We start from the raw sequence: 19136 nt of genomic DNA on the forward strand, positions 1-19136 counted from the left end.
CGAACGGACCGAAGGAGCCACCGTGCAGCACCCCGACGCCCGCACCGTCGTCACCGACTACGTCACCCTCATCGCGGCGGGAGAGCGCGAGGCCGCGATCGCCCTGTTCGCCGAGGACGCCACCTGGAGCTACCCGGGCGACCTCGCGCTCTCCCGCACCTGGCGGGGCAAGCAGGAGATCTTCGGCGACTTCCTCGGCCAGATCGGCGTCCTCTTCGCCGCCGACGGCCTGCCGGTCATCACCCTCACCCACGTCCTCGCCGACGGCCCGCAGGCGGTGGCCGAGTGGACCACCGTCGGCACGGCCGCCAACGGCACCGCGTACGAGAACCACTGCCTGGGGGTGTTCACGGTGACGGACGGCCTGATCACCGCCGTCCGCGAGTACCTGGACACCGATCACGTCGCACGGACCCTGCTGGCCTGAGCCTCGCTCCGCCGGCCGGTGGCACGGGCTCCCGTCCGCAGCCCGAGGAGGTCCGGGTCCACCCCGCCGGCGGTTGATCCCTCGCGCTCAGTCCGGCAGCAGCAGGTTGACGTCGCCGAACTCGTGCCACAGGTAACGGTGTCGCGCCGCCTCGCGGTAGCAGACCGTCAGCAGCGGGCGGCCCGCGACGACGGCGAGCATCAGCAGGTGGGAGGCCCGGGGCTCGTGCCAGCCGGTGAGCAGGCCGTCGACGGCATGCGCGCCGCGTTCCGGGATGACGACCAACTCCGCCCAGCCGTTGGCCTCCTGGACGGTGCCGTCCGCAGCGGCGGCCGACTCCAGGGCACGGACCACGGTGGTGCCGACGGCGATCACCCGGCCGCCCCCGGCCCGGACGTGGCCCACCAGGCGGGACGGTGGGGCCGAAGCCGGGACCGGCCAGGGCCGTCATCGCCCGCCCCGGTCCGCGGCAGGCGAGGCGGCGGGCGTCGCGGCCAGGTCCTCGGCGCGGTAGCGGCCGGAGGGGACGCGGCCGCGCAGCAGGCCGAGCAGCCGGGGCGCGATCTCCTCGGGCAGCGGCTCGCCGGAGATGTCCTCGCCGGGGCCGGCCTCCTGCAGCATCCGGGTGCGCATGCTGCCCGGGTCGACCGCCCAGACGCTCAACTCCGGCTCTTCCCGGGCGAGTACGGCGGTGGCGTAGTCGAGCGCCGCCTTGCTGGCGCCGTAGCCACCCCAGCCGAGGTAGGGCACCACGGCGGCTTCCGAGCTGATGTTCAGGACGGCACCGGCGTGGGCGCGCAGCTGTGGGAGGACGAGCTGGGTGAGCGCGATCGGCGCGATGGCGTTGACCTCGAAGGTCTCCAGCAGGGCGGGCAGCGGGATGTCGGCGATCCGGGGCAGCGGTGCGGCCGTGACGTCGTCGGTTCCGTTGAGGGTGCCGGCGTTGTTCACGAGGAGGCTCGCGCCGCCGAGCCCGGCGGCGGCCTCGACGAGGTGGGCGCGGTGGTCGTCGTCGGTGATCGTGCCGGGCAGTGCGACGACCTTGGTGACGGTGGCCAGCCGCGCCTCGGCGGCGGCGAGTTCGGCGGCGCCGCGGGCGGTGATCACCAACTGCCAGCCCTCGGCGGCCAGGGCGTGCGCGAGGGCCAGGCCGAGGCCGCGGGAGGAGCCGGTGACGACGGCGACGGGGGCGGCGGACTGTGCTGCGTTCATACCCCCACGATCGCGCCGCCTGGTCGGGCGGCGGATCGGCCACCGGGCCGGGGGCCCGTCGTTCGTTGGGCCTAGTACTGCAACGGTGCTCACGTGACGAGGTTCAGCTCTTGGGCTGCGGCGGACCGGCGCTCGGTGGCCAGGGCGGCATCGTGCGTGGAGGGCAGGGCCGTCAGGCGCGCACCCCCGCCGCGGCGGTCCGGCGGGGCCGGGCTCGCCCGGGCCGTGATCTCCGGATCGTCCGTTGCCGGATCGCCGTCCACGGGGTACGGGCGCTCCCGCCGCTGATCAGCCCGGATGAATTACCGGCGCTCCGGCACGTCCACCGGTGTGTGCGGCCGACCGATCGGGTACCGGTGCTCAGTCCATTCCATCCGCCTTCCCATCCGGCCTGCACGGCCCAGACCTGGAGGTCCGCATGTCCACCGACTCCAGCCCACGGAACTGCCCGTTCGACTTCGCCGAGGCCCTTGAGTTCGACCCGACGCTCCGGCAGCTCATGAACGACGCACCGGTCAGCCGCATCCGCCTCCCCTACGGCGAGGGGGAGGCCTGGCTCGTCACGGGGTACGACGACGTGCGTACGGTGACCACCGACCGGCGTTTCAGCCGGCACGCCATCGTCGGCCGGGACTTTCCGCGCATGACTCCCGAGCCGATCGTCCAGGCCGAGGCGATCAACGTCATGGACCCGCCTGCCAGCGCCCGCCTGCGCAGCCTGGTGTCCAAGGGCTTCACAGCCGACCACATCGAGCGGATGAGGGACCGTACCCAGCACGTGGTGAACGAGCTGCTGGACCGCATGCGGGAGCAGGGTCCCCCGGCCGACCTCATGGAGCACCTGGCCCACCCGCTCCCGCTGATCACGATCTGCGAGGTCCTGGAGATCCCCGAGGCCAACAGCGCACAGCTGCGCGCCAACGCCCGGACGATGATGAACGTGGGCCTGGACAACAAGCCGGACGCGGTGCGGGCCAAGGCCGACCTGCGGGCGTACTTCGCCGAGCTGACGGCCGAACGGCGCAGGAACCCCGGTGACGACCTGATCAGCGCCCTGGCCACGGCCCGCGACGGCGACGAGGTCCTCGACGAGAAGGAACTCACCGTGATGGCCATGGTCCTGCTGATCACCGGCCAGGACACCACGACGTACGAGCTCGGCAACCTCTCGTACACCATCCTCACCCGGCCGGACGTGCGCGCCACCCTGCGCGAGCGGCCCGAGATGCTCACCCAGGTGCTCCATGAGTTGCTGCGCTTCATCCCCTTCCGCAAGGGCGTCGGCATTCCCCGGGTGGCCCTTGAGGACGTGGAGCTGAGCGGGGTGAAGATCTCGGCGGGGGACATCGTGCACGTCTCCTACCTGACCGCCAACCGGGACGGCCGCAGGTTCGACCGGCCTGACGAGCTGGACCTGGAGCGGACCAGCCCCTCCCACATGACCTTCGGCTGGGGCGCGCACCACTGCCTCGGCGCACCGCTGGCCATCACCGAACTCGAAGTCGCCCTCGGGACCCTGCTGGAGCGCTTCCCCAGGATCGCGCTGGCGAAGCCGGCCGCGGAGCTGGCGTGGAACACCACGTCGATCTGGCGCTATCCGCTCGCGCTGCCGGTCACCTGGTGACGGTGCCCCCACGCTCTGGCACTCGCCCGCCGCCATCTCGCTTCCGGCATCGCCGCGCACGTCGGCCCGCACACCTCGGAGTGTGCGGGCCGACGTGCGCGCCGGACCCACCTTCCGTAGATTGGGTTGACGCGGCTCGAACCAACTCGCGGCCGGTACGACAGCCCGCACTGCGAGCATCCGATCCTCGCTCTGCCTGCTCGTCCGCCACGCTGTTGGGTCCCGCCCGGTGAGTCCCGCCGCCGCGCCGTCTCCACATGTCCGGCTCGCAGCGGCTGCCGTCGAGTGATGAGGTCACCGCCCGGCAAGAGGCACACCGGGAACTCCGCCCGTCAGGAGGAAGTCCCATGGCCGTTCTGTGCAAGCCGGCGGTAGCTGTACCGGAGCACGTCATCACCAACGAGGAAACCCTCGAACTGGCACGCAGGCTCCACCCCGATCATCCACAGCTCGATCTGGCGTTGCGCCTCATCAAGAACACCGGAGTGCGGAAACGGCATCTGATCCAACCCATCGACGTGGTGCTGAAGCACCCGGGGTTGGACGAGCGGAGCGCCGTCTTCGAGGCGGAGTCCAGGGCCCGCGTCCCGGCGGTGGTGGTCAAGGCCCTCGAACAGGCCCAAGTGGAGCCGTCGCAGATCGACTTGATCGTCTATGTGTCGTGCACCGGTTTCATGATGCCGTCGCTCACGGCATGGCTGATCAACAAACTGGGCTTCCGGCCGGAGACCCGGCAGCTGCCGATCGCCCAACTGGGCTGTGCGGCCGGCGGTGCGGCGGTGAACCGGGCCCATGACTTCTGTTCGGCCTACCCGGGCGCCAACGCGCTGATCGTGGCCTGCGAGTTCTGCTCGCTGTGCTACCAGCCCACCGACCTGGGCGTGGGGTCGCTGCTGTCCAACGGCCTGTTCGGCGACGGGATCGCCGCCGCCGTGGTCCGGGGCGAGGGCGGGACCGGCATCCGGTTGGAGCGCAACGGCTCGTACCTCATTCCGAACACCGAGGAGTGGATCTCCTACGCGGTCCGCTCCACCGGATTCCACTTCCAGCTGGACAGACGGGTGCCGAAGACGATGGAGCCCCTCAGCCCGGCCCTGCGTGCGGTGGCGGAGCAGCACCAGTGGGACGTGGGCATGCTGGACTTCTACATCGTCCACGCCGGCGGTCCGCGGATCCTGGACGACCTGAGTCACTTCCTGGAGGTGCCGCCCGAGGCGTTCCGCTTCAGCCGGGCCACCCTCACCGAGTACGGCAACATCGCCAGCGCGGTCGTGCTCGACGCCCTGGGCCGGATGTTCGACGAGAAGTCGGCTCTCAACGGCCACCACGGGCTGCTGGCCGGGTTCGGCCCGGGCATCACCGCCGAGATGTCCCTGGGCACCTGGGCGTCGCCCGATTCCTGACGCGCGAAGTCCGGCGCTCCGCCTTCCGAGTCGGGTCGGTCGAGCCCGTCGTGGGGTTCGGCCGCCCGGGGCTCCGGGTGGCGCCGTCAGGCGGCTGCCGTCCCGTGCCTCCACTCCTCCATCCGGCCGCTCGTCCGGCCGTCGGCATACCCCTATCGGTCGATCCGGACGGGAGTCGGTGCCCGCGCGCCGCCGTGGCGACGACGCGGGGACCGGCTCCTGTGGTTGCCTACGGCTTTGGAGGTGTGCCTGTGAAGACCGGAGACGGAACCCCCGGGAAAAGTACTCCCCCCGCTGTCCCGCGCCGGCCGCTGCTGGCGGCGGCCGGGCTGGCGCCAGTGCTGGTCGGCCTGGGAGGGGACAGCACCGCACAGTCGGCTTCAGCCCATGATCCCGGCAGTGGTCCACCGGTCAAACCGCTGCCCACCCCGGTGCCCACCACCGAGGCGGACTGGGTCGACGTCGTGCGGGCTCTCGGCCGGCCGGGCCGGCTCATCCGCCGGACCTACCATCACACGCCCTTCCCCCGGCACGACCTGCACGTGGTCAGCCGCGGCGTCGTCGTCAGCCCCGGGCTCGCGCTGGGCTCGCACGTCTCCTTCGCCCGGTACGACAACGGCAGCACGCTGATGATGGGCGATCTGGCGGTGACCGCAGATGAACTGCCGGCCCTGACCGACGCCCTCCATGCTCATGGGATCGCCCAGACCGCCATCCACAAACACCTGCCGGCCCAGACCCCTGACATCTGGTGGACTCACATCTGTGCGCACGGCCATGACGCCGCGGCACTGGCCGGCGGGCTGCGGGCCGCGCTCGGCCTGACCGGCACTCCACCACCCCACCGGCCCGGATCGCCCCGGCCCCTCGATCTGGACATCGCCGGCATCAATGCCGCGCTGGGTGCCACGGGCACGAGCAGCGAGGACGTCCATGCCTGCGTCTTCGTCCGCCGCGAGACCATCATCGAGGAGGGGCACGTGCTGCCGCCCGGCCTGGGCGCGACCTCGGCCTTCAACTTCCAGCCGCTCGGCGGGGGGCGGGCGGCGCTCAGCGGCGACCTCGCCATGGTCGCCGCCGAGGTCCAGGAGGTGCACGCGGCACTGCGGCGGGGCGGTATCGACCTGGTCGAACTCCACAACCACGGCCTGACGGACGAGCCGCGCCTCTTCTTCACCCACATCTGGGCCGTGGGCGATGCCGTGGCCCTGGCCAGAGCGGTCCGCCCCGCACTCGCCGTCACCAATGTCACGCCGGCCACCGTCTGACTGACCGGCGCCGACGGCACGCCCTCCCCCGGCCATGCGCGACGAGCGCGGCCGGCTGCAGGGAGCGCACCGGGCGCTCGCCCCCGCACCACGTGGCCGCCGGCCGTTCCGATGGGCGTCCTGGTTCCCGGCAGGTGCGGTCGCGATGCGGAGCGCGCGAAGCTCGCCGATACTGAGCCGAAGGGCGGTGACGGAACGCGGCCAGGGCGCCACGATCCGCAACACCCGGCCGCGCGCCGTCGTGAGCGCAGCAGCCGTTGGGCGGGGCGGACGGAAGCCACGACCGGCGACCACCTGCCTGGCGGCGTACCGACCGCCGAGTCCTGGACGGAGAAACCGAGGATGCTGAACCGACGAGACCTCCTCAGGGCCGCCACCATAGGCGGCCCTGTGGCCCTCTTCCCATGGGGCCTCGCACCAAGCCCGGCCCAGGCCGCGGCGGCCGCGCTGCCGGCCGCTCCGGCCAGGTCGGGGTCCGGGGGGCGGGCCGCAAGGGTCGTCCCCTTCGCGCACGCCATGCCGGTGCCCCCGGTGCTGAGTCCGATGTCGCGGACGGACTCCTCGGACGTGTACCAGCTGCGGATGGCCGAGACCGAGGTGGAGATCGTCAAGGGGCTGCGGACCACCGTCTGGGCCTACGGCGACTGCTTCCCCGGTCCGACCATCCGGGCGGTCAAGGGACGGGAGGTGGTGGTCCAGCAGACCAACGACCTGAGCGTGCACACCGCCGTCCACCTGCACGGCGGCCATGTGCAGTCGCAGTACGACGGTCTGCCGATGGACCTCGTCGAGCCCGGCGAGACCCGCGAGTACCGCTACCCCAACGAACAGGTCGCCGCCTCGCTCTGGTACCACGACCACGCGCACCGGCTGGAGGCCGAGAACGTCTACCGCGGCCTGGCCGGCGCCTACCTGCTCAGCGACCCGCACGAGCGCAGCCTGCCGCTGCCGGACGGCGAGTTCGACATCCCGCTGCTGATCCGGGACGCCCGGATCGAGACGGACGGCAGGCTGGTCTACACCGACCCGTACGAGTGCCCGCACATGCTGGTCAACGGCAAGGAGCGGCCCTACTTCGAGGTGGCGGCGCGCAAGTACCGCCTGCGGGTCTTCAACGTCTCGCCCAACCGCCACATCTCGCTGCGCTTCGCCGACGGCGAGCCGTTCACCCAGATAGCCTCCGACGGCGGGCTGCTCGCCGGGCCGGTGCAGTTGGACGAGCTGACCCTGCACGGCGCGGAACGCGCCGAGATCGTGGTCGACTTCGCCCGCTACCCGGTCGGCGAATCGGTGGTGCTGGAGAACACGGCCGCGCTGGAGAGCGAGCGCTCCGAGGTTCTGCGCTTCGACATCACCCGGACGGCCGAGGACCGTAGCCGGGTACCGGACGTCCTGGCCACCCTGCCGCCGATCCCGGAGGCGGCGGTGCACCGGGAGTTCTGGCTGACGACCTTCCCGGACACCAGGATCAACGGGCGCAAGTACGACGCGGACCGGACCGACGTGCGGACCACCGTCGGCACCAGCGAGATCTGGACGATCCACAACCACCTCACCCGTCGGCCGGCCGGGGTCTTCCACGCCCCCCACTCCTTCCACACCCATCTGGTGCGGTTCCGGGTGCTGGACCGCGACGGGGAGCCGGTCGGCCCGGCCGAGGCCGGGCTGAAGGACACCGTCCCGATCCATCCGGGCGAGACCGTCCGGATCGCCATGACCTGGGGCGACTACCCGGGCCAGTACGTCTATCACTGCCACCACATGGTGCACTCCTCGCACGGCCAGATGGGCCGGATCGACGTGCTGGCCTCAGCACCGGAAGGCTCCGACCAGGAGTCGGACGAGTCCTCCGCCGACTCGTCCTCGGACGCCTCGTGGGCCCGAGCCGGCCGGTCCGGATCGTCGGCGTCCGGGAGCGGTCGGCGGCGACGGCGCCGCCACCGTCGGCACCACCGCGGGCACCGCGTCGCCGTCCGGGCCTGACCCTGCGGGGGATGTCGGCGTTCGACTTCCTGTGATCACGGTGGTGCGCCGGTCTCGCGGGTACACAGGGCCCGCGAGACTCCCGAGGAGTGCGGGGCGGTGGGCAGTGCTGCGTTCATGCCCCCGCGAACGCGCCGCGGGGCCGGGCGGCGGATCGGCCGCCGGGCCTGGGCCCCGTCGTTCGCCGGACCTAGGACGCGCCGAGAGCCCAGCCCTCCGGGTCGGTCCAGGCGGACAGCGTGCGGCGGCTCTCGAAACGGCACTCGCGGCCGGTCAGCGGGTCGGTGAACTCGACGGCGGAGGCAAGGAGCTGGAGCGGGCGGCGGAAGTCGTCCGGGGCCGGTTCGGGCAGCACCACCGGGTAGACCGGGTCGCCGAGGATCGGCACGCCGAGCCCGCACATGTGCAGGCGCAGCTGGTGGGTGCGCCCGGTGAGCGGGCGGAGCCGGTAGCGGGCGAGGCCGTCGCGGTGGTCGAGCAGGTCGATCCGGCTCTCGCTGTTCGGCGGGGCGTCGACCTCGCGGGCCGCGATCACGCCGCGTTCCTTGACGATGTGGCTGCGGACGGTACACGGCAGGCTCAGCGCCGGGTCGTAGGGGGCGACGGCCCGGTACTCCTTGCGGACCAGCCGGTCGTGGAACAGGGTCTGGTAGGCCCCGCGGTCCTCCGGCCTGACCACGAACATGGCCAGGCCGGCGGTGAGCCGGTCGAGCCGGTGGGCGGGGCTGAGCGCGGGCAGGTCGAGGGCGTGCCGCAGCCGGGAGAGGGCCGTCTCGGCGACGTGCCTGCCGCGCGGGGTGGTGGCCAGGAAGTGCGGCTTGTCGACGACGACCAGGTGTTCGTCCCGGTGCAGCACCTCCAGGTCGAACGGGACGCGGACCTCGTCCGGCAGGTCCCGGTAGAACCACAGGTGCGCGCCGGGCCGGAACGGCGCGTCGGGCGCGACCGGCCCGTCCTCGCCGACGATCTCCCGCCCGTGCAACGCCGCGTCGATCCGCTCGGCCGCCACGGCCGGCAGCCGCTCGACCAGGTGGGCGCGAACGGTCGGCCAGGAGCCCTCGGCCGGCAGCCGCAGGTGCACCGGGTCCACGCCGTTGCGCTGCGGGAGGGGGGAGGCCGGGCGGCGGCTCTTTCGTCTCATCTCGCGGCCCAGCCTAGTCGGGTGCGCCCAGCCGTCCTCGTCCGAGGTGCCGCCGGCGGGGGGCGCGGAGCAGAGTGGACGGTGGGCCCGCTCAGCCGCTCAGCCCTGGAGGACGCGTGACCGCCGACGACGGCCCGGCCGGTGTGCCGCCGCTGCACCTGCCGCGACGCGCCCGGCGGCTGCTGTGCGTCTCCTTCCTGCTGCTGGTCGGCGCCGTCGTGGCCGATCTGGTGACCGGCCCTGGCACGACGCTCTCCCCCGTCCTCGCGGTGGCGCCGGTGCTGGCCGGAGCGACCACCCGGACGGCCCGGGTGCCGCTGATCGCCGGGGCGATCGCCGCCCTCGCGGTCGGGCTGCTGGAGTCCACCAACACCGATCTGCCGGCCGAGGTGCACGTCACCGCGCTGATCACGGTGCTCGCCGCGACGTTCGCCAGCGCCGCCAACGTCGTCCTGGTGGCGGCCCGGGAACGGGAGTTGTTCCAGGTCCGGACGGTGGCCGAGGCGGCGCAACGGGCCCTGCTGCGCCCGCCGCCGGAGCGGATCGGGCGGCTGCGTGTGGCCGTGCGGTACGTGGCGGCGGCGGCCGAGGCACGGATCGGCGGGGACCTGTACGCCGTCGTCGAGACCCGCTTCGGTGTGCGGATCCTGTTCGGCGACGTGCAGGGGCACGGGCTGCCGGCGGTGGAGACGGCGGCGGACGTGCTGGGCGTGTTCCGGGAGGCGGCGCGGACCGAGCCCGCCCTCATCCGCCTGGCGGAGCGGCTGGACGCGGCGCTCACCGCACGCACGGAGGACGGGCGGTTCGCGACCGCGCTGCTGCTGGAGGTGCCACCGGACCGGGGGTCGGTGACGATCGTGAACTGCGGCCATCCGAACCCGCTGCTGCGCCGCGCGGGCAGGGTGAGCGACCTGGAGCCGCCGCTCCCGGCGCCGCCGCTGGGCCTGCTCGGGCTGACCGGCGGCGGCTACCCGGCGAGCCGCTTCGAGCCGCGGCACGGCGACCTGCTGCTCCTGCACACCGACGGCGTGTCCGAGGCCCGGGACGCCGAGGGCCGGTTCTACCCGCTGGCGGAACGTCTGCCCGGCCTGCCCGCGGGGAACCCGGCGGACCTGCTGGACGCCCTGCTCGCGGACGTCGACGGCTGGGTCGGCCCCGCCGGGCCGGCGGACGACGCGGCGCTGCTCGCGCTCCGCTGGGAGCAGTGACCGGCGCACCGCGGGCGCCGTCGGTGTCAGTGGTGTGTGCAAGGCTCTGCCCACGGTCGACGGATGCGGCCGCAGGCACGATCGTCGAGGGGAGCAGGGGATGGGGAACAAGGCGAGCGGGGCATTCGAGCTGACCGCCTTCGAACCGGTGGAGACGGAGGAGCGGGCGGGGGCGAGCTTCGGCCGGATCCGGATCGCCAAGACGTTCACGGGTGGGATCACGGGCACGAGCGAGGTGCGGATGCTGTCCGTCGGGGACACCTCGGGCGGCCCGGCCTCGTACGTGGCGGTGGAGCACGTCACCGGCGAGCTCGACGGGCGGAAGGGTTCGTTCGTGCTCCAGCACGCGGCGTGGGAGACGAGCGCGGTGACCATACGCGTCGTACCGGGGACGGGCTCGGGCGAGTTGGCCGGGCTCACCGGCGAGTTCCACCTGACCGTCGGCGAGGACGGCGCGCACACCTACGTCCTGGAGTACGAGCTGGGCTGAACAGGCGTCGGCTGCGCGCCGCGCGCACCGGGCCGCCGACGGCACTGCCACGCTGATGCGATCAGTGCACGATCGGCATCGGAGGGCGGCCCATGCCCGGTGCGGCGGCGGACGGCACGGCGGACAGTCCGGTGGTCACGGTCGACGGCGTGGTCGGCCGGCTGCGGGAGATCGAGGCGGACCTGCCGCCGGACGACGGGGTGGCGGTGTTCAACCGCGCCTACCTCACCGTCACGCAGGCCGTCCGGAAACGCCTCGGCGGCCCGTACTTCGCCGATCCGGCGGCGGTGGCCGAGCTGGACGTGGTGTTCGCCGGGCGGTACCTGCTGACCGTGGCCGCCGACGCGGCCGGGCAGGAGCCGCCCGCCTGCTGGCGGCCGCTGTTCGCGCTGCGCGCCCACCCAGGTGTGCACCCGCTCCAGTTCGCGCTGGCCGGGATGAACGCCCACATCCAGCACGACCTGCCGCTGGCCGTCGTCGACACCTGCCACCGGCTCGGGCGCGAGCCGGACGACGTCGAGGACGACTACCACCGGATCAACGACGTGCTGACGGAGGTGGAGGCCGCCGTCCGGAAGCAGCTGCTGCCCGAGCCCGACCTGCCGGCGCGGGTCGAGCCGCTCGCCCACCTGCTCGGCGCCTGGTCGGTGGAGGCCGCACGCGAGGCGGCCTGGTCTGCCGTCCGGGCGCTGTGGGAACTGCGCCGGGTGCCGGACGCCGCGCAGGCCTTCGCCGCCGCGCTGGACGGCTCGGTCGGGTTGCTCGGCCACGCACTGCTGCTCCCCCTCGGCCCGCACCACGAGACGCTGCACCACGGGCCGTCGACGGCCGCCGGCCGGCTCCCCGAGGCGAGGAACCGGCCGGACGGCGGGACGGGCGCGGGCGATCAGGCCCAGCTGGAGTGCAGCGGCTTGCCCTCGGCGTAGCCGGCCGCGCTCTGGACGCCCACGATCGCCTTCTCGTGGAACTCCTCCAGGGTGTTGGCGCCCGCATAGGTGCAGGAGCTGCGCACGCCGGCCACGATCGAGTCGATCAGGTCCTCCACGCCCGGGCGGGCCGGGTCCAGGAACATCCGGGAGTGCGAGATGCCCTCCTCGAACAGCGCCTTGCGGGCCCGGTCGTAGGTGGAGTCCTGGGCGGTGCGGTTGCTCACCGCGCGGGCCGAGGCCATGCCGAAGCTCTCCTTGTACTGGCGGCCGTCGGCGGCGGTCTGCAGATCGCCCGGGGACTCGTACGTCCCGGCGAACCAGGAGCCGATCATCACGTTGGAGGCACCGGCGGCCAGCGCCATGGCGACATCGCGCGGGTGGCGCACGCCGCCGTCGGCCCAGACGTGCCTGCCGAGCCGGCGGGCCTCGGCGGCGCACTCCAGGACGGCGGAGAACTGCGGGCGGCCCACGCCGGTCATCATCCGGGTGGTGCACATGGCGCCCGGTCCGACGCCGACCTTGAGGATGTCGGCGCCCGCCTCGACCAGGTCGCGGACGCCGGCGGCGGAGACCACGTTGCCGGCCACGACCGGGATCCGCGGGTCCAGGCCGCGCACCGCGCGCAGCGCCTTGATCATGGACTCCTGGTGGCCGTGCGCGGTGTCGACCACCAGCACGTCGGCCCCGGCGTCGATCAGCGCCTCGGCCTTGCCCGCGACGTCGCCGTTGATGCCCACGGTGGCGGCGATCCGCAGCTTGCCGTCGGCGTCCACGGCCGGGGTGTACAGGGTGGCGCGCAGCGCGCCCTTGCGGGTGAGGATGCCGACCAGTCGGCCCTCGGCGTCGACCACCGGGGCGAGCTTGCGATGCGCCTCGGAGAGCTTGTCGAAGGCGGCGCGCGGGTCGACGTCCTCGTCCAGCACCAGCAGCTCGCGGGACATGATGTCGGCCAGGCTGGTGAAACGGTCCACGCCCTGGCAGTCGGACTCGGTGACCACGCCGACCGGCCTGCCGTCCTCGACCACCACGAGGGCGCCGTGCGCGCGCTTGGGCAGCAGCGAGAGCGCCTCGGCCACGGTGGCGCCCGGAGCGAGCGTGATCGGGGTGTCGAAGACCAGGTGGCGCTGCTTGACCCAGGAGACGACCTCGGCGATGACCTCGGTGGGGATGTCCTGCGGGATGGCGACCAGGCCGCCGCGGCGGGCGACGGTCTCCGCCATCCGGCGGCCGGCGATGGCGGTCATGTTGGCCACGACCAGCGGGATGGTGGTGCCGGTGCCGTCGTTCGAGGAGAGGTCGACGCCCTGCCGGGAGCCCACGGCGGAACGGCTGGGGACCATGAAGACGTCGTCGTACGTCAGGTCGTACGAGGGCTTGAGGTCGTTCAGGAAGCGCATGAAGAAGGGCTCTCTGGCTGGGGGATACACCTCGGGTGCGGTTGCGGCGATGCCGCCGGGGCGCACTCGGGCGCCCGGCACCCAGCGTTCGATTCTCCGTGAGGACGGGGGGCAAATGCCAGTTCGAGGGGCATTGCTGGGGCTGTGCACAAACCGTGACCAGCGCTCCGCGCGTAGACATGGAGGATCATCCAAAGACCCCTTCCGACGTCCGACTTTCGCCCTGGTCCGGACCGCTCCCGTAGCATTCACGCGGTAATGGGCAGGGCTTCACGCGTGGGCGTGGCGAACGGGAAAGCGACAGCAGGCGTGGGCATCGGGCAGACGGACATCGAGCAGGGCCGGATCGAGGACACCGAGGAGGAGGTCGACTACGGTCCCGGCCTCGACCCCGAGCGGCTGAGGCTCTGCCTGGAGGTGATCGCCGAGCTCGACGAGCTGCACGTGGACCACCCGGACGCGATCACCGTCCGCCAGGCCGTCGGTGGCATATTCCGCACCCTCAAGCAGCGCCGCCGCCAGGAGACCCGGGCCCGCAAGACCGCCAACGACCGTGCGGTCACCGCCCGCACCGCCACCGGCGCGCCCACCCGGATCGACGACGAGACGGCCGGCGCCTTCGGCCTGACCACCGTCACCACCACCGAGATCGCCGGCATCCTGGAGCGCCCGCGCTCCTGCTACACCTGCAAGCAGCGGTACGTCGAGGTCGACGCCTTCTACCACAACCTCTGCCAGGACTGCGCCGTCAAGAACCGCGCCCGCCGGGACGCCCGCGCCGACCTCACCGGCAAGCGCGCGCTGCTCACCGGCGGCCGGGCCAAGATCGGGATGTACATCGCGCTGATGCTGCTGCGCGACGGCGCCCACACCACCATCACCACCCGTTTCCCCAACGACGCGATCCGCCGCTTCAAGGCGATGCCGGACAGCGCCGAGTGGATCCACCGCCTCAAGATCGTCGGCATCGACCTGCGCGACCCGGCCCAGGTGATGGCGCTGGCCGACGAGGTCGCCGCCGACGGCCCGCTGGACATCCTGATCAACAACGCCGCGCAGACCGTGCGCCGCCCGCCGGAGTCCTACCGCGAGCTGGTGAACGCCGAGTCCGCGCCGCTGCCGGCCGGCGAGCTGCCGCAGGCCACCACGATCGGCCGCTTCGGCAGCGGCAGCGTCGACCTGCCCGCCCTCCCCCACCAGGCGAGCGGCGACGAGCGGCGGATCACCGCGGAGGACGTCACCTCGCTCGCCCTGGTCACCGGCTCCGCCACCCCGGCCCGGATCGCGGCCGGCACCGCGATCGACGCGGGCGGCCTGGTGCCCGACCTCGCCGACACCAACAGCTGGGTGCAGACCGTCAGCGAGGTCGGCCCGATGGAGCTGCTGGAGGTCCAGCTCTGCAACTCCACCGCGCCGTTCATCCTGATCAGCCGGCTGCGCCCGGCGATGGCCGCCTCCACGTCCCGCCGCAAGTACGTGGTCAACGTCTCCGCGATGGAGGGCGTGTTCTCGCGCGGCTACAAGGGTGCGGGGCACCCCCACACCAACATGGCCAAGGCCGCGCTGAACATGCTCACCCGCACCAGCGCGCAGGAGATGTTCCAGTCCGACGGCATCCTGATGACGGCCGTCGACACCGGCTGGATCACCGACGAGCGTCCGCACCCGGACAAGATGCGCCTGGCCGACGAGGGCTTCCACGCCCCGCTCGACCTGGTCGACGGCGCGGCCCGGGTGTACGACCCGATCGTGCGCGGCGAGGCGGGCGAGGACCTGTACGGCTGCTTCCTCAAGGACTACGAGCGCGCCAACTGGTAACCAGCTGAAGGAGATGGCGAGTTGAGCACAGCACCGACCGCACCACTGCTCGGCGCCGGGATCGTCGTGCCCACCGGGGACGGCCGGGTGCTGATCGGCCGCCGGATCACCGCCGGCGAGCCGCCCACCTGGAGCCTGCCCGGCGGCAAGGTCGACCCGGGCGAGTCCTTCGAGCAGACCGCGGCCCGCGAACTCGCCGAGGAGACCGGCATCGTGCTGCCCGCCGAGGGGATGCGGGTGCTCGCCGTCCACCTCGACCACGAGCTCGGCCGCCCCCGGCTGACCGCCGCCGTGCTGGCCCCGCCCAGCCTGGCCGAGGCCGTGGTCACCGAGCCGCACGCCTGCGCCGGCTGGGAGCGCTTCCCGGTGGACGCGCTGCCGGAGCCGATGTTCTACCCGTCCGCGCTGGTGCTCGGCAGCTGGCTGCCGGGGCTGAACGTGGTGCGGGCGGACGGGACGCACGGCTACCCCGTCGCCCGCTGACGACGGCCTGCGAAAGGCGGACCGCTGACGGCGGGCGACGGGGCTGGCTCCGGGCCGGAGGGGATCAGCCGTTGCGGGCCGCCTCCGGCCCGGTGATCCGCTTCAGCAGCGGCAGCGTCGAGGCGATGATCCCGAGCGAGGCGGCCAGTCCGAAGGCCGTCAGCCCGAAGTACAGCACCCCCGGGGACACCAGGTCGTACTGCATCTGCGACTTGAGGAACATCGCCGCCGCCGCGAAGCCCGTCCCGACCGCGATCGCCGACACCACCAGCAGCGGCAGCGCGCTCTCCAGTCCGATCACCCGCTGGAGCAGCCGCAGCGGCGCCCCGGTCAGCCGCAGCATCGCGAACGGGCGGCGGCGGTCCGAGAGCCCGGCCACCACGCTCACCGCGAGGCTGCACCCGGCGATCGGCAGGGTGGTCAGCAGGACCACGTTCGCCAGCTGGCGCCAGCCCTGGAGTTTCTTCTGGACCTCGGTGCCCCAGTCCTCGGCCATCCGGGCCTCGTACCTCGGGTAGGTCTTGGCGAACAGGGTCCGCAGCTGCTCCTTGGCCGACGAGGAGCCGTCGGTGGTCGCGTACATCAGCTTGACCGGGAGCGCGGCGGCCTCCGCGGCCGAGAGCGGCGCGGTCGGCCACTGCTGTGCGGTGCCCTCCTGGAGGTCGAGGAACTGGCCGAGGGCGACGACGGCCACCGCCGCGCCGGGCGCGCAGCGGCCCAGCACCGGCACCTGCGCCAGCTCCGAGCAGAGCACCAACGCGGGTGTGGGCAGATGGGGTTGGTCCGGATCCGCGCCGATCCGGGCCGGGTTGTCGTGCGCCTGTGCCAGCCCCCGGAAGCCGGGGACGGACCGGGCGGAGGCGACCAGGCCGTCCGGTACGGCACCGAGCGTCTCCGCGGAGCGCAGCTGGTGCGGGGTGAGGACGAGCGCCTTACGGACCTCCGGGTCGCCGCTCAGCTGGGCTCCCCGGTTGACATTGATGGTGCCGATGATGCCGATGGTCGCGCTGGTGACGAACAGGGCCACCACCAGGCCGGCCACCGCGCGGAAGCCCGCCCTCGGGTCGTCCGCGAGCCGGCGCACCGCGATCAGCGCGGCCGGACGGCTGGTGCGCAGGGCGACCGCCCGGGCCGCCGTCATGGTCAGCCAGGGCCCGACGATCACCAGGCCGAGCATCACCAGCAGGAACCCGGTGAGGTACGCGGCGGCCTGCCCGTTGGAGGTCGGCGGACGGTTGTCGACGAAGTAGCCGAGCTCGGCGAGGCCGAGCAGCAGCGGGGCCAGCCGCCGGGCCCGCGGCGGCTTCGGGGTGACCCGGCGGGTGACCCCGAGCGGAGAGATGGTGACCCGGCGCAGCGCGAACCGCGCGGCCAGTGCCGCCGCCACCGGCACGCCCAGCGCGACCACGAGCACCTGACCCACGTGCAGACCCAGGTCCGCCTGGTAGAACCGGTCCCCGGTGAGCCGCATGTCGGCGACCGCCGGGCGCAGCGCGAGGTAGACGCCGAAGCCCGTGACCGTACCGATCACCGAGGCGACCGTGGACTCGACCGCCGAGATCACCGACACCTGCCGCGGCGTCGCCCCCACCAGCCGCATCGCGGCGAAGCGCTGCTCCCGGGTGGCGGCGGACAGCCGGGTCGCGGTGCCGATGAAGATCAGCACCGGGAAGATCAGCGCGCCGATCACCACGCTGAGGGTGAGCGTCAGGGCGTCGCCGTGGATGCCGAAGCCGAAGCAGTCGGCCTCGCAGACCGCCGGCATCGCGGTCGCGATCGCGGTGACCGGCCTGGCCTCCGGCACGGTTTCGAGCTCGTCCACGGTGCGGCCGGCCACCATGGCCAGCGCGTCCGGGGAGGCCAGCCCCTCGGGCCCGATGGTGCCGGCCGGCCGGCCCGGGAAGCGGTCGCCCAGTTCGACGGCCGGGGTCTTGCGCAGCAGTTCCGCCAGGGCGGGCGAGGTGTAGTACTCGCCGGGGGCCGGTAGCCTGCTCAGGCCCGGCGGGAGCGGCGAGGTGGGACCGGCCGGGGCGACGTCGAACTCGACGATCCGCTTGCCCTGGTAGTAGTGGTCGTGGCCGTACCACCAGAGCGGGTCCGCCTGGGCCGTTCCGGTCCACCCCTTGGCGCCGGTGTTCATCCAGAGCAGCCGCCCGTTGGAGTGCTCGACCGCGTTGAGGCTGGCGAGGCTCGACAGCAGCAGCCCGACCCCGATCGCGACCGCCGCCGCGATCATCAGCAGCCGGGCCACCGCCTCCCGGCCGCCTCTGACGGCCAGCCGGAGCGAGAAGGGGATCACGAGGCCACCGGTCCGGCGGAGAGGGTGCGGGCCCGGCCGTCCCGGACGACCGCCTCGCGGTCCGCGTACGCGGCGACCCGGGCCTCGTGGGTGACCAGGATGACGGTGGTGCCCTGCTCCTTGGCCGAGGCGACCATCAGTTCCATCACCTGCTCGCCGGTCAGCGAGTCCAGCGCGCCGGTCGGCTCGTCGGCGAACAGCACCTGCGGACGGGCCACCAGGCCGCGGGCCAGCGCGACCCGCTGGGCCTGACCGCCCGACAGCTCGCCGGAGCGGCGTCGCTCCAGGCCGTCCAGGCCGAGCCGGGCGAACCACGGACGGGCCTCGGCCAGCGCGGCGGCACGACGTACGCCGTTCAGCAGCAGCGGCAGGGCGACGTTCTCCTCGGCCGTCAACTCCGGCACCAGCTGGCCGAACTGGAAGACGAAGCCGAACTGGTCCCGGCGCAGGGCGCTGCGCCGGGCCTCCGGCATGGTGTCCAGGCGCTGCCCGTTGAACAGCACCTCCCCCGCGTCGGGCACCAGGATGCCGGCCAGGCAGTGCAGTAACGTCGACTTGCCCGAGCCGCTGGGGCCCATGATGGCGAGCACCTCACCTGCCTGCACGGACAGGTCGGCCCCGCGCAGGGCGGGGGTCTCGCCGAAGGCGAGGGCGACGTCGCGGGCCTCGATGATCGCAGTCACGCCTTCACCTCCGCGGCGAGCGCGTCCAGCCGGGCGGCGGTGAGGTCGATCCAGCGCAGGTCGGCCTCCAGGTGGAACAGGCCGTGGTCGGCGAGAAGGGCGTCCACCAGGGCGCCGGTGCGGCGCAGTTCGGTGAGTTCACGCATCCGGCGCAGGTGGGCGGCGCGCTGGGTGTCCAGGTAGTGCTCGGCGTCGCGGCCCAGCATCAGGGCCAGCACCACCTTGGTGAACAGCACTGACTGGAGGTTGGGCTCGGGCGCGACCGGCTCCTGGAGCCAGGTCTCGAACTCGGTCGCCCCGGTCTCGGTGATGACGTACCGCTTGCGCTCGGGCCCGTCGCCGGGCTCCGCCTCGCCGGCCACCACCTTGCCGTCACGGGCCAGCCGCCCGAGGGTCGCGTAGACCTGGCCGTACGGAAGGGGTTTGCCGCGGCCGAAGAGGGCGTCGTAGTCGCGCTTGAGGTCGTAGCCGTGGCTCGGCTCACGCTCCAGCAGCCCCAGCAGGGTCAAAGGAACACTCATGAGAGAAACATACACCCGGCGTATACTCCGAGTGTATATCTGGGCAGAATACGGCCCCGAGCTGGGGCAACGTCAGCTTCCCGGCAGAGCAGGGGCGGAGAACGGGCAGGAGCCGGACACGGCACAGGCAGGGGGTGACCCCACGACCACCCCCTGCTCCGCACCTCGGCCCGGCGCCCCCACGGTCGAACCGGGCCACGGCCGCGCCCAAGCACCGGGAGGACGCCGCCGGTTCCCAGCCTGCCGGACC

17 protein-coding genes and 1 pseudogene are annotated in these 19136 nt (G+C 73.0%); 10 read left to right on the forward strand and 8 right to left on the reverse strand.

Annotated elements, in window-relative coordinates; all coding sequences use genetic code 11:
- The first annotated feature begins 22 nt into the window (after positions 1-22).
- Complete coding sequence (locus KS423_RS02130; protein ID WP_224274179.1) at positions 23-427, forward strand: nuclear transport factor 2 family protein; 405 nt, start codon at positions 23-25, stop codon at positions 425-427.
- 87 nt (positions 428-514) lie between these two features.
- Here the strand turns inward: KS423_RS02130 and KS423_RS02135 are convergent.
- The 3 genes and pseudogenes from KS423_RS02135 to KS423_RS02145 all read right to left on the reverse strand — a co-directional run.
- A pseudogene (locus KS423_RS02135) lies at positions 515-841 on the reverse strand (S-adenosylmethionine:tRNA ribosyltransferase-isomerase); the annotation flags it as partial.
- A gap of 33 nt (positions 842-874) precedes the next feature.
- Positions 875-1639 carry an SDR family NAD(P)-dependent oxidoreductase gene (locus KS423_RS02140; protein ID WP_224274181.1) on the reverse strand — a complete coding sequence of 255 codons (765 nt, stop codon included), beginning with the start codon at positions 1637-1639 and terminating at the stop codon, positions 875-877.
- 89 nt (positions 1640-1728) lie between these two features.
- Complete coding sequence (locus KS423_RS02145; RefSeq protein ID WP_224274182.1) at positions 1729-1902, reverse strand: hypothetical protein; 174 nt, start codon at positions 1900-1902, stop codon at positions 1729-1731.
- Between the two features lie 155 nt (positions 1903-2057).
- Between KS423_RS02145 and KS423_RS02150 the strand changes: the two genes are divergently transcribed.
- The 4 genes from KS423_RS02150 to KS423_RS02165 all read left to right on the forward strand — a co-directional run bounded on the left by KS423_RS02150 (position 2058) and on the right by KS423_RS02165 (position 7917).
- Positions 2058-3263: a cytochrome P450 gene (locus KS423_RS02150; protein ID WP_224274184.1), complete on the forward strand. Its 1206-nt coding sequence runs from the start codon at positions 2058-2060 to the stop codon at positions 3261-3263.
- 347 nt (positions 3264-3610) lie between these two features.
- A complete protein-coding gene (locus tag KS423_RS02155; protein WP_224274186.1) occupies positions 3611-4666 on the forward strand; it encodes a type III polyketide synthase in 1056 nt (351 codons plus the stop codon).
- Positions 4667-5097: 431 nt separating this feature from the next.
- Positions 5098-5934, forward strand: coding sequence for an LppY/LpqO family protein (locus tag KS423_RS02160; protein WP_224274188.1), 837 nt, complete (start codon positions 5098-5100; stop codon positions 5932-5934).
- A gap of 543 nt (positions 5935-6477) precedes the next feature.
- The gene (locus tag KS423_RS02165) at positions 6478-7917 is read left to right on the forward strand and encodes a multicopper oxidase family protein (RefSeq protein ID WP_224274189.1); all 1440 of its coding nucleotides are present in this window, start codon (positions 6478-6480) and stop codon (positions 7915-7917) included.
- A gap of 190 nt (positions 7918-8107) precedes the next feature.
- Here KS423_RS02165 and KS423_RS02170 read toward each other — a convergent pair whose 3' ends face one another.
- A complete protein-coding gene (locus KS423_RS02170; protein ID WP_224274191.1) occupies positions 8108-9058 on the reverse strand; it encodes an RluA family pseudouridine synthase in 951 nt (316 codons plus the stop codon).
- A gap of 116 nt (positions 9059-9174) precedes the next feature.
- Here KS423_RS02170 and KS423_RS02175 point away from each other — a divergent pair, with 116 nt between their 5' ends.
- The 3 genes from KS423_RS02175 to KS423_RS02185 all read left to right on the forward strand — a co-directional run bounded on the left by KS423_RS02175 (position 9175) and on the right by KS423_RS02185 (position 11682).
- The gene (locus tag KS423_RS02175) at positions 9175-10266 is read left to right on the forward strand and encodes a PP2C family protein-serine/threonine phosphatase (protein ID WP_224274193.1); all 1092 of its coding nucleotides are present in this window, start codon (positions 9175-9177) and stop codon (positions 10264-10266) included.
- Between the two features lie 100 nt (positions 10267-10366).
- Entirely contained in the window at positions 10367-10756 is a 390-nt protein-coding gene (locus tag KS423_RS02180; protein WP_224274195.1) for a DUF3224 domain-containing protein, read from the forward strand.
- Between the two features lie 92 nt (positions 10757-10848).
- Entirely contained in the window at positions 10849-11682 is an 834-nt protein-coding gene (locus KS423_RS02185; RefSeq protein WP_308020120.1) for a DUF5995 family protein, read from the forward strand.
- On the opposite strand, the gene KS423_RS02190 is transcribed toward KS423_RS02185, so the two are convergent.
- Complete coding sequence (locus tag KS423_RS02190) at positions 11643-13082, reverse strand: GuaB1 family IMP dehydrogenase-related protein (protein ID WP_224274197.1); 1440 nt, start codon at positions 13080-13082, stop codon at positions 11643-11645. The genes KS423_RS02185 and KS423_RS02190 overlap by 40 nt on opposite strands.
- A 315-nt stretch (positions 13083-13397) precedes the next feature.
- Here KS423_RS02190 and KS423_RS02195 point away from each other — a divergent pair, with 315 nt between their 5' ends.
- Both KS423_RS02195 and KS423_RS02200 read left to right on the forward strand, forming a co-directional pair.
- The gene (locus KS423_RS02195; protein WP_374119889.1) at positions 13398-14900 is read left to right on the forward strand and encodes an SDR family NAD(P)-dependent oxidoreductase; all 1503 of its coding nucleotides are present in this window, start codon (positions 13398-13400) and stop codon (positions 14898-14900) included.
- A 21-nt stretch (positions 14901-14921) separates the two neighbouring features.
- Positions 14922-15383, forward strand: a complete 462-nt coding sequence (locus KS423_RS02200; protein WP_224274198.1) for an NUDIX hydrolase — start codon at positions 14922-14924, stop codon at positions 15381-15383.
- A 64-nt stretch (positions 15384-15447) separates the two neighbouring features.
- On the opposite strand, the gene KS423_RS02205 is transcribed toward KS423_RS02200, so the two are convergent.
- From KS423_RS02205 to KS423_RS02215, 3 genes are read right to left on the reverse strand one after another with little or no spacing between them, the layout of a single operon-like run.
- On the reverse strand, positions 15448-17682 hold the full coding sequence (locus tag KS423_RS02205) for an FtsX-like permease family protein (protein ID WP_224274200.1): 2235 nt from the start codon (positions 17680-17682) through the stop codon (positions 15448-15450).
- Entirely contained in the window at positions 17679-18365 is a 687-nt protein-coding gene (locus KS423_RS02210) for an ABC transporter ATP-binding protein (RefSeq protein ID WP_224274202.1), read from the reverse strand. Before KS423_RS02210 ends, KS423_RS02205 begins: the two co-directional genes overlap by 4 nt.
- A complete protein-coding gene (locus KS423_RS02215) occupies positions 18362-18886 on the reverse strand; it encodes a PadR family transcriptional regulator (protein WP_224274203.1) in 525 nt (174 codons plus the stop codon). The genes KS423_RS02210 and KS423_RS02215 overlap by 4 nt, the downstream gene beginning before the upstream one ends.
- Positions 18887-19136: the final 250 nt, after the last annotated feature.

Origin of the sequence: Streptomyces sp. LS1784, from assembly GCF_020103755.1 — a bacterium.
Classification (GTDB): Bacteria; Actinomycetota; Actinomycetes; order Streptomycetales; family Streptomycetaceae; genus Kitasatospora.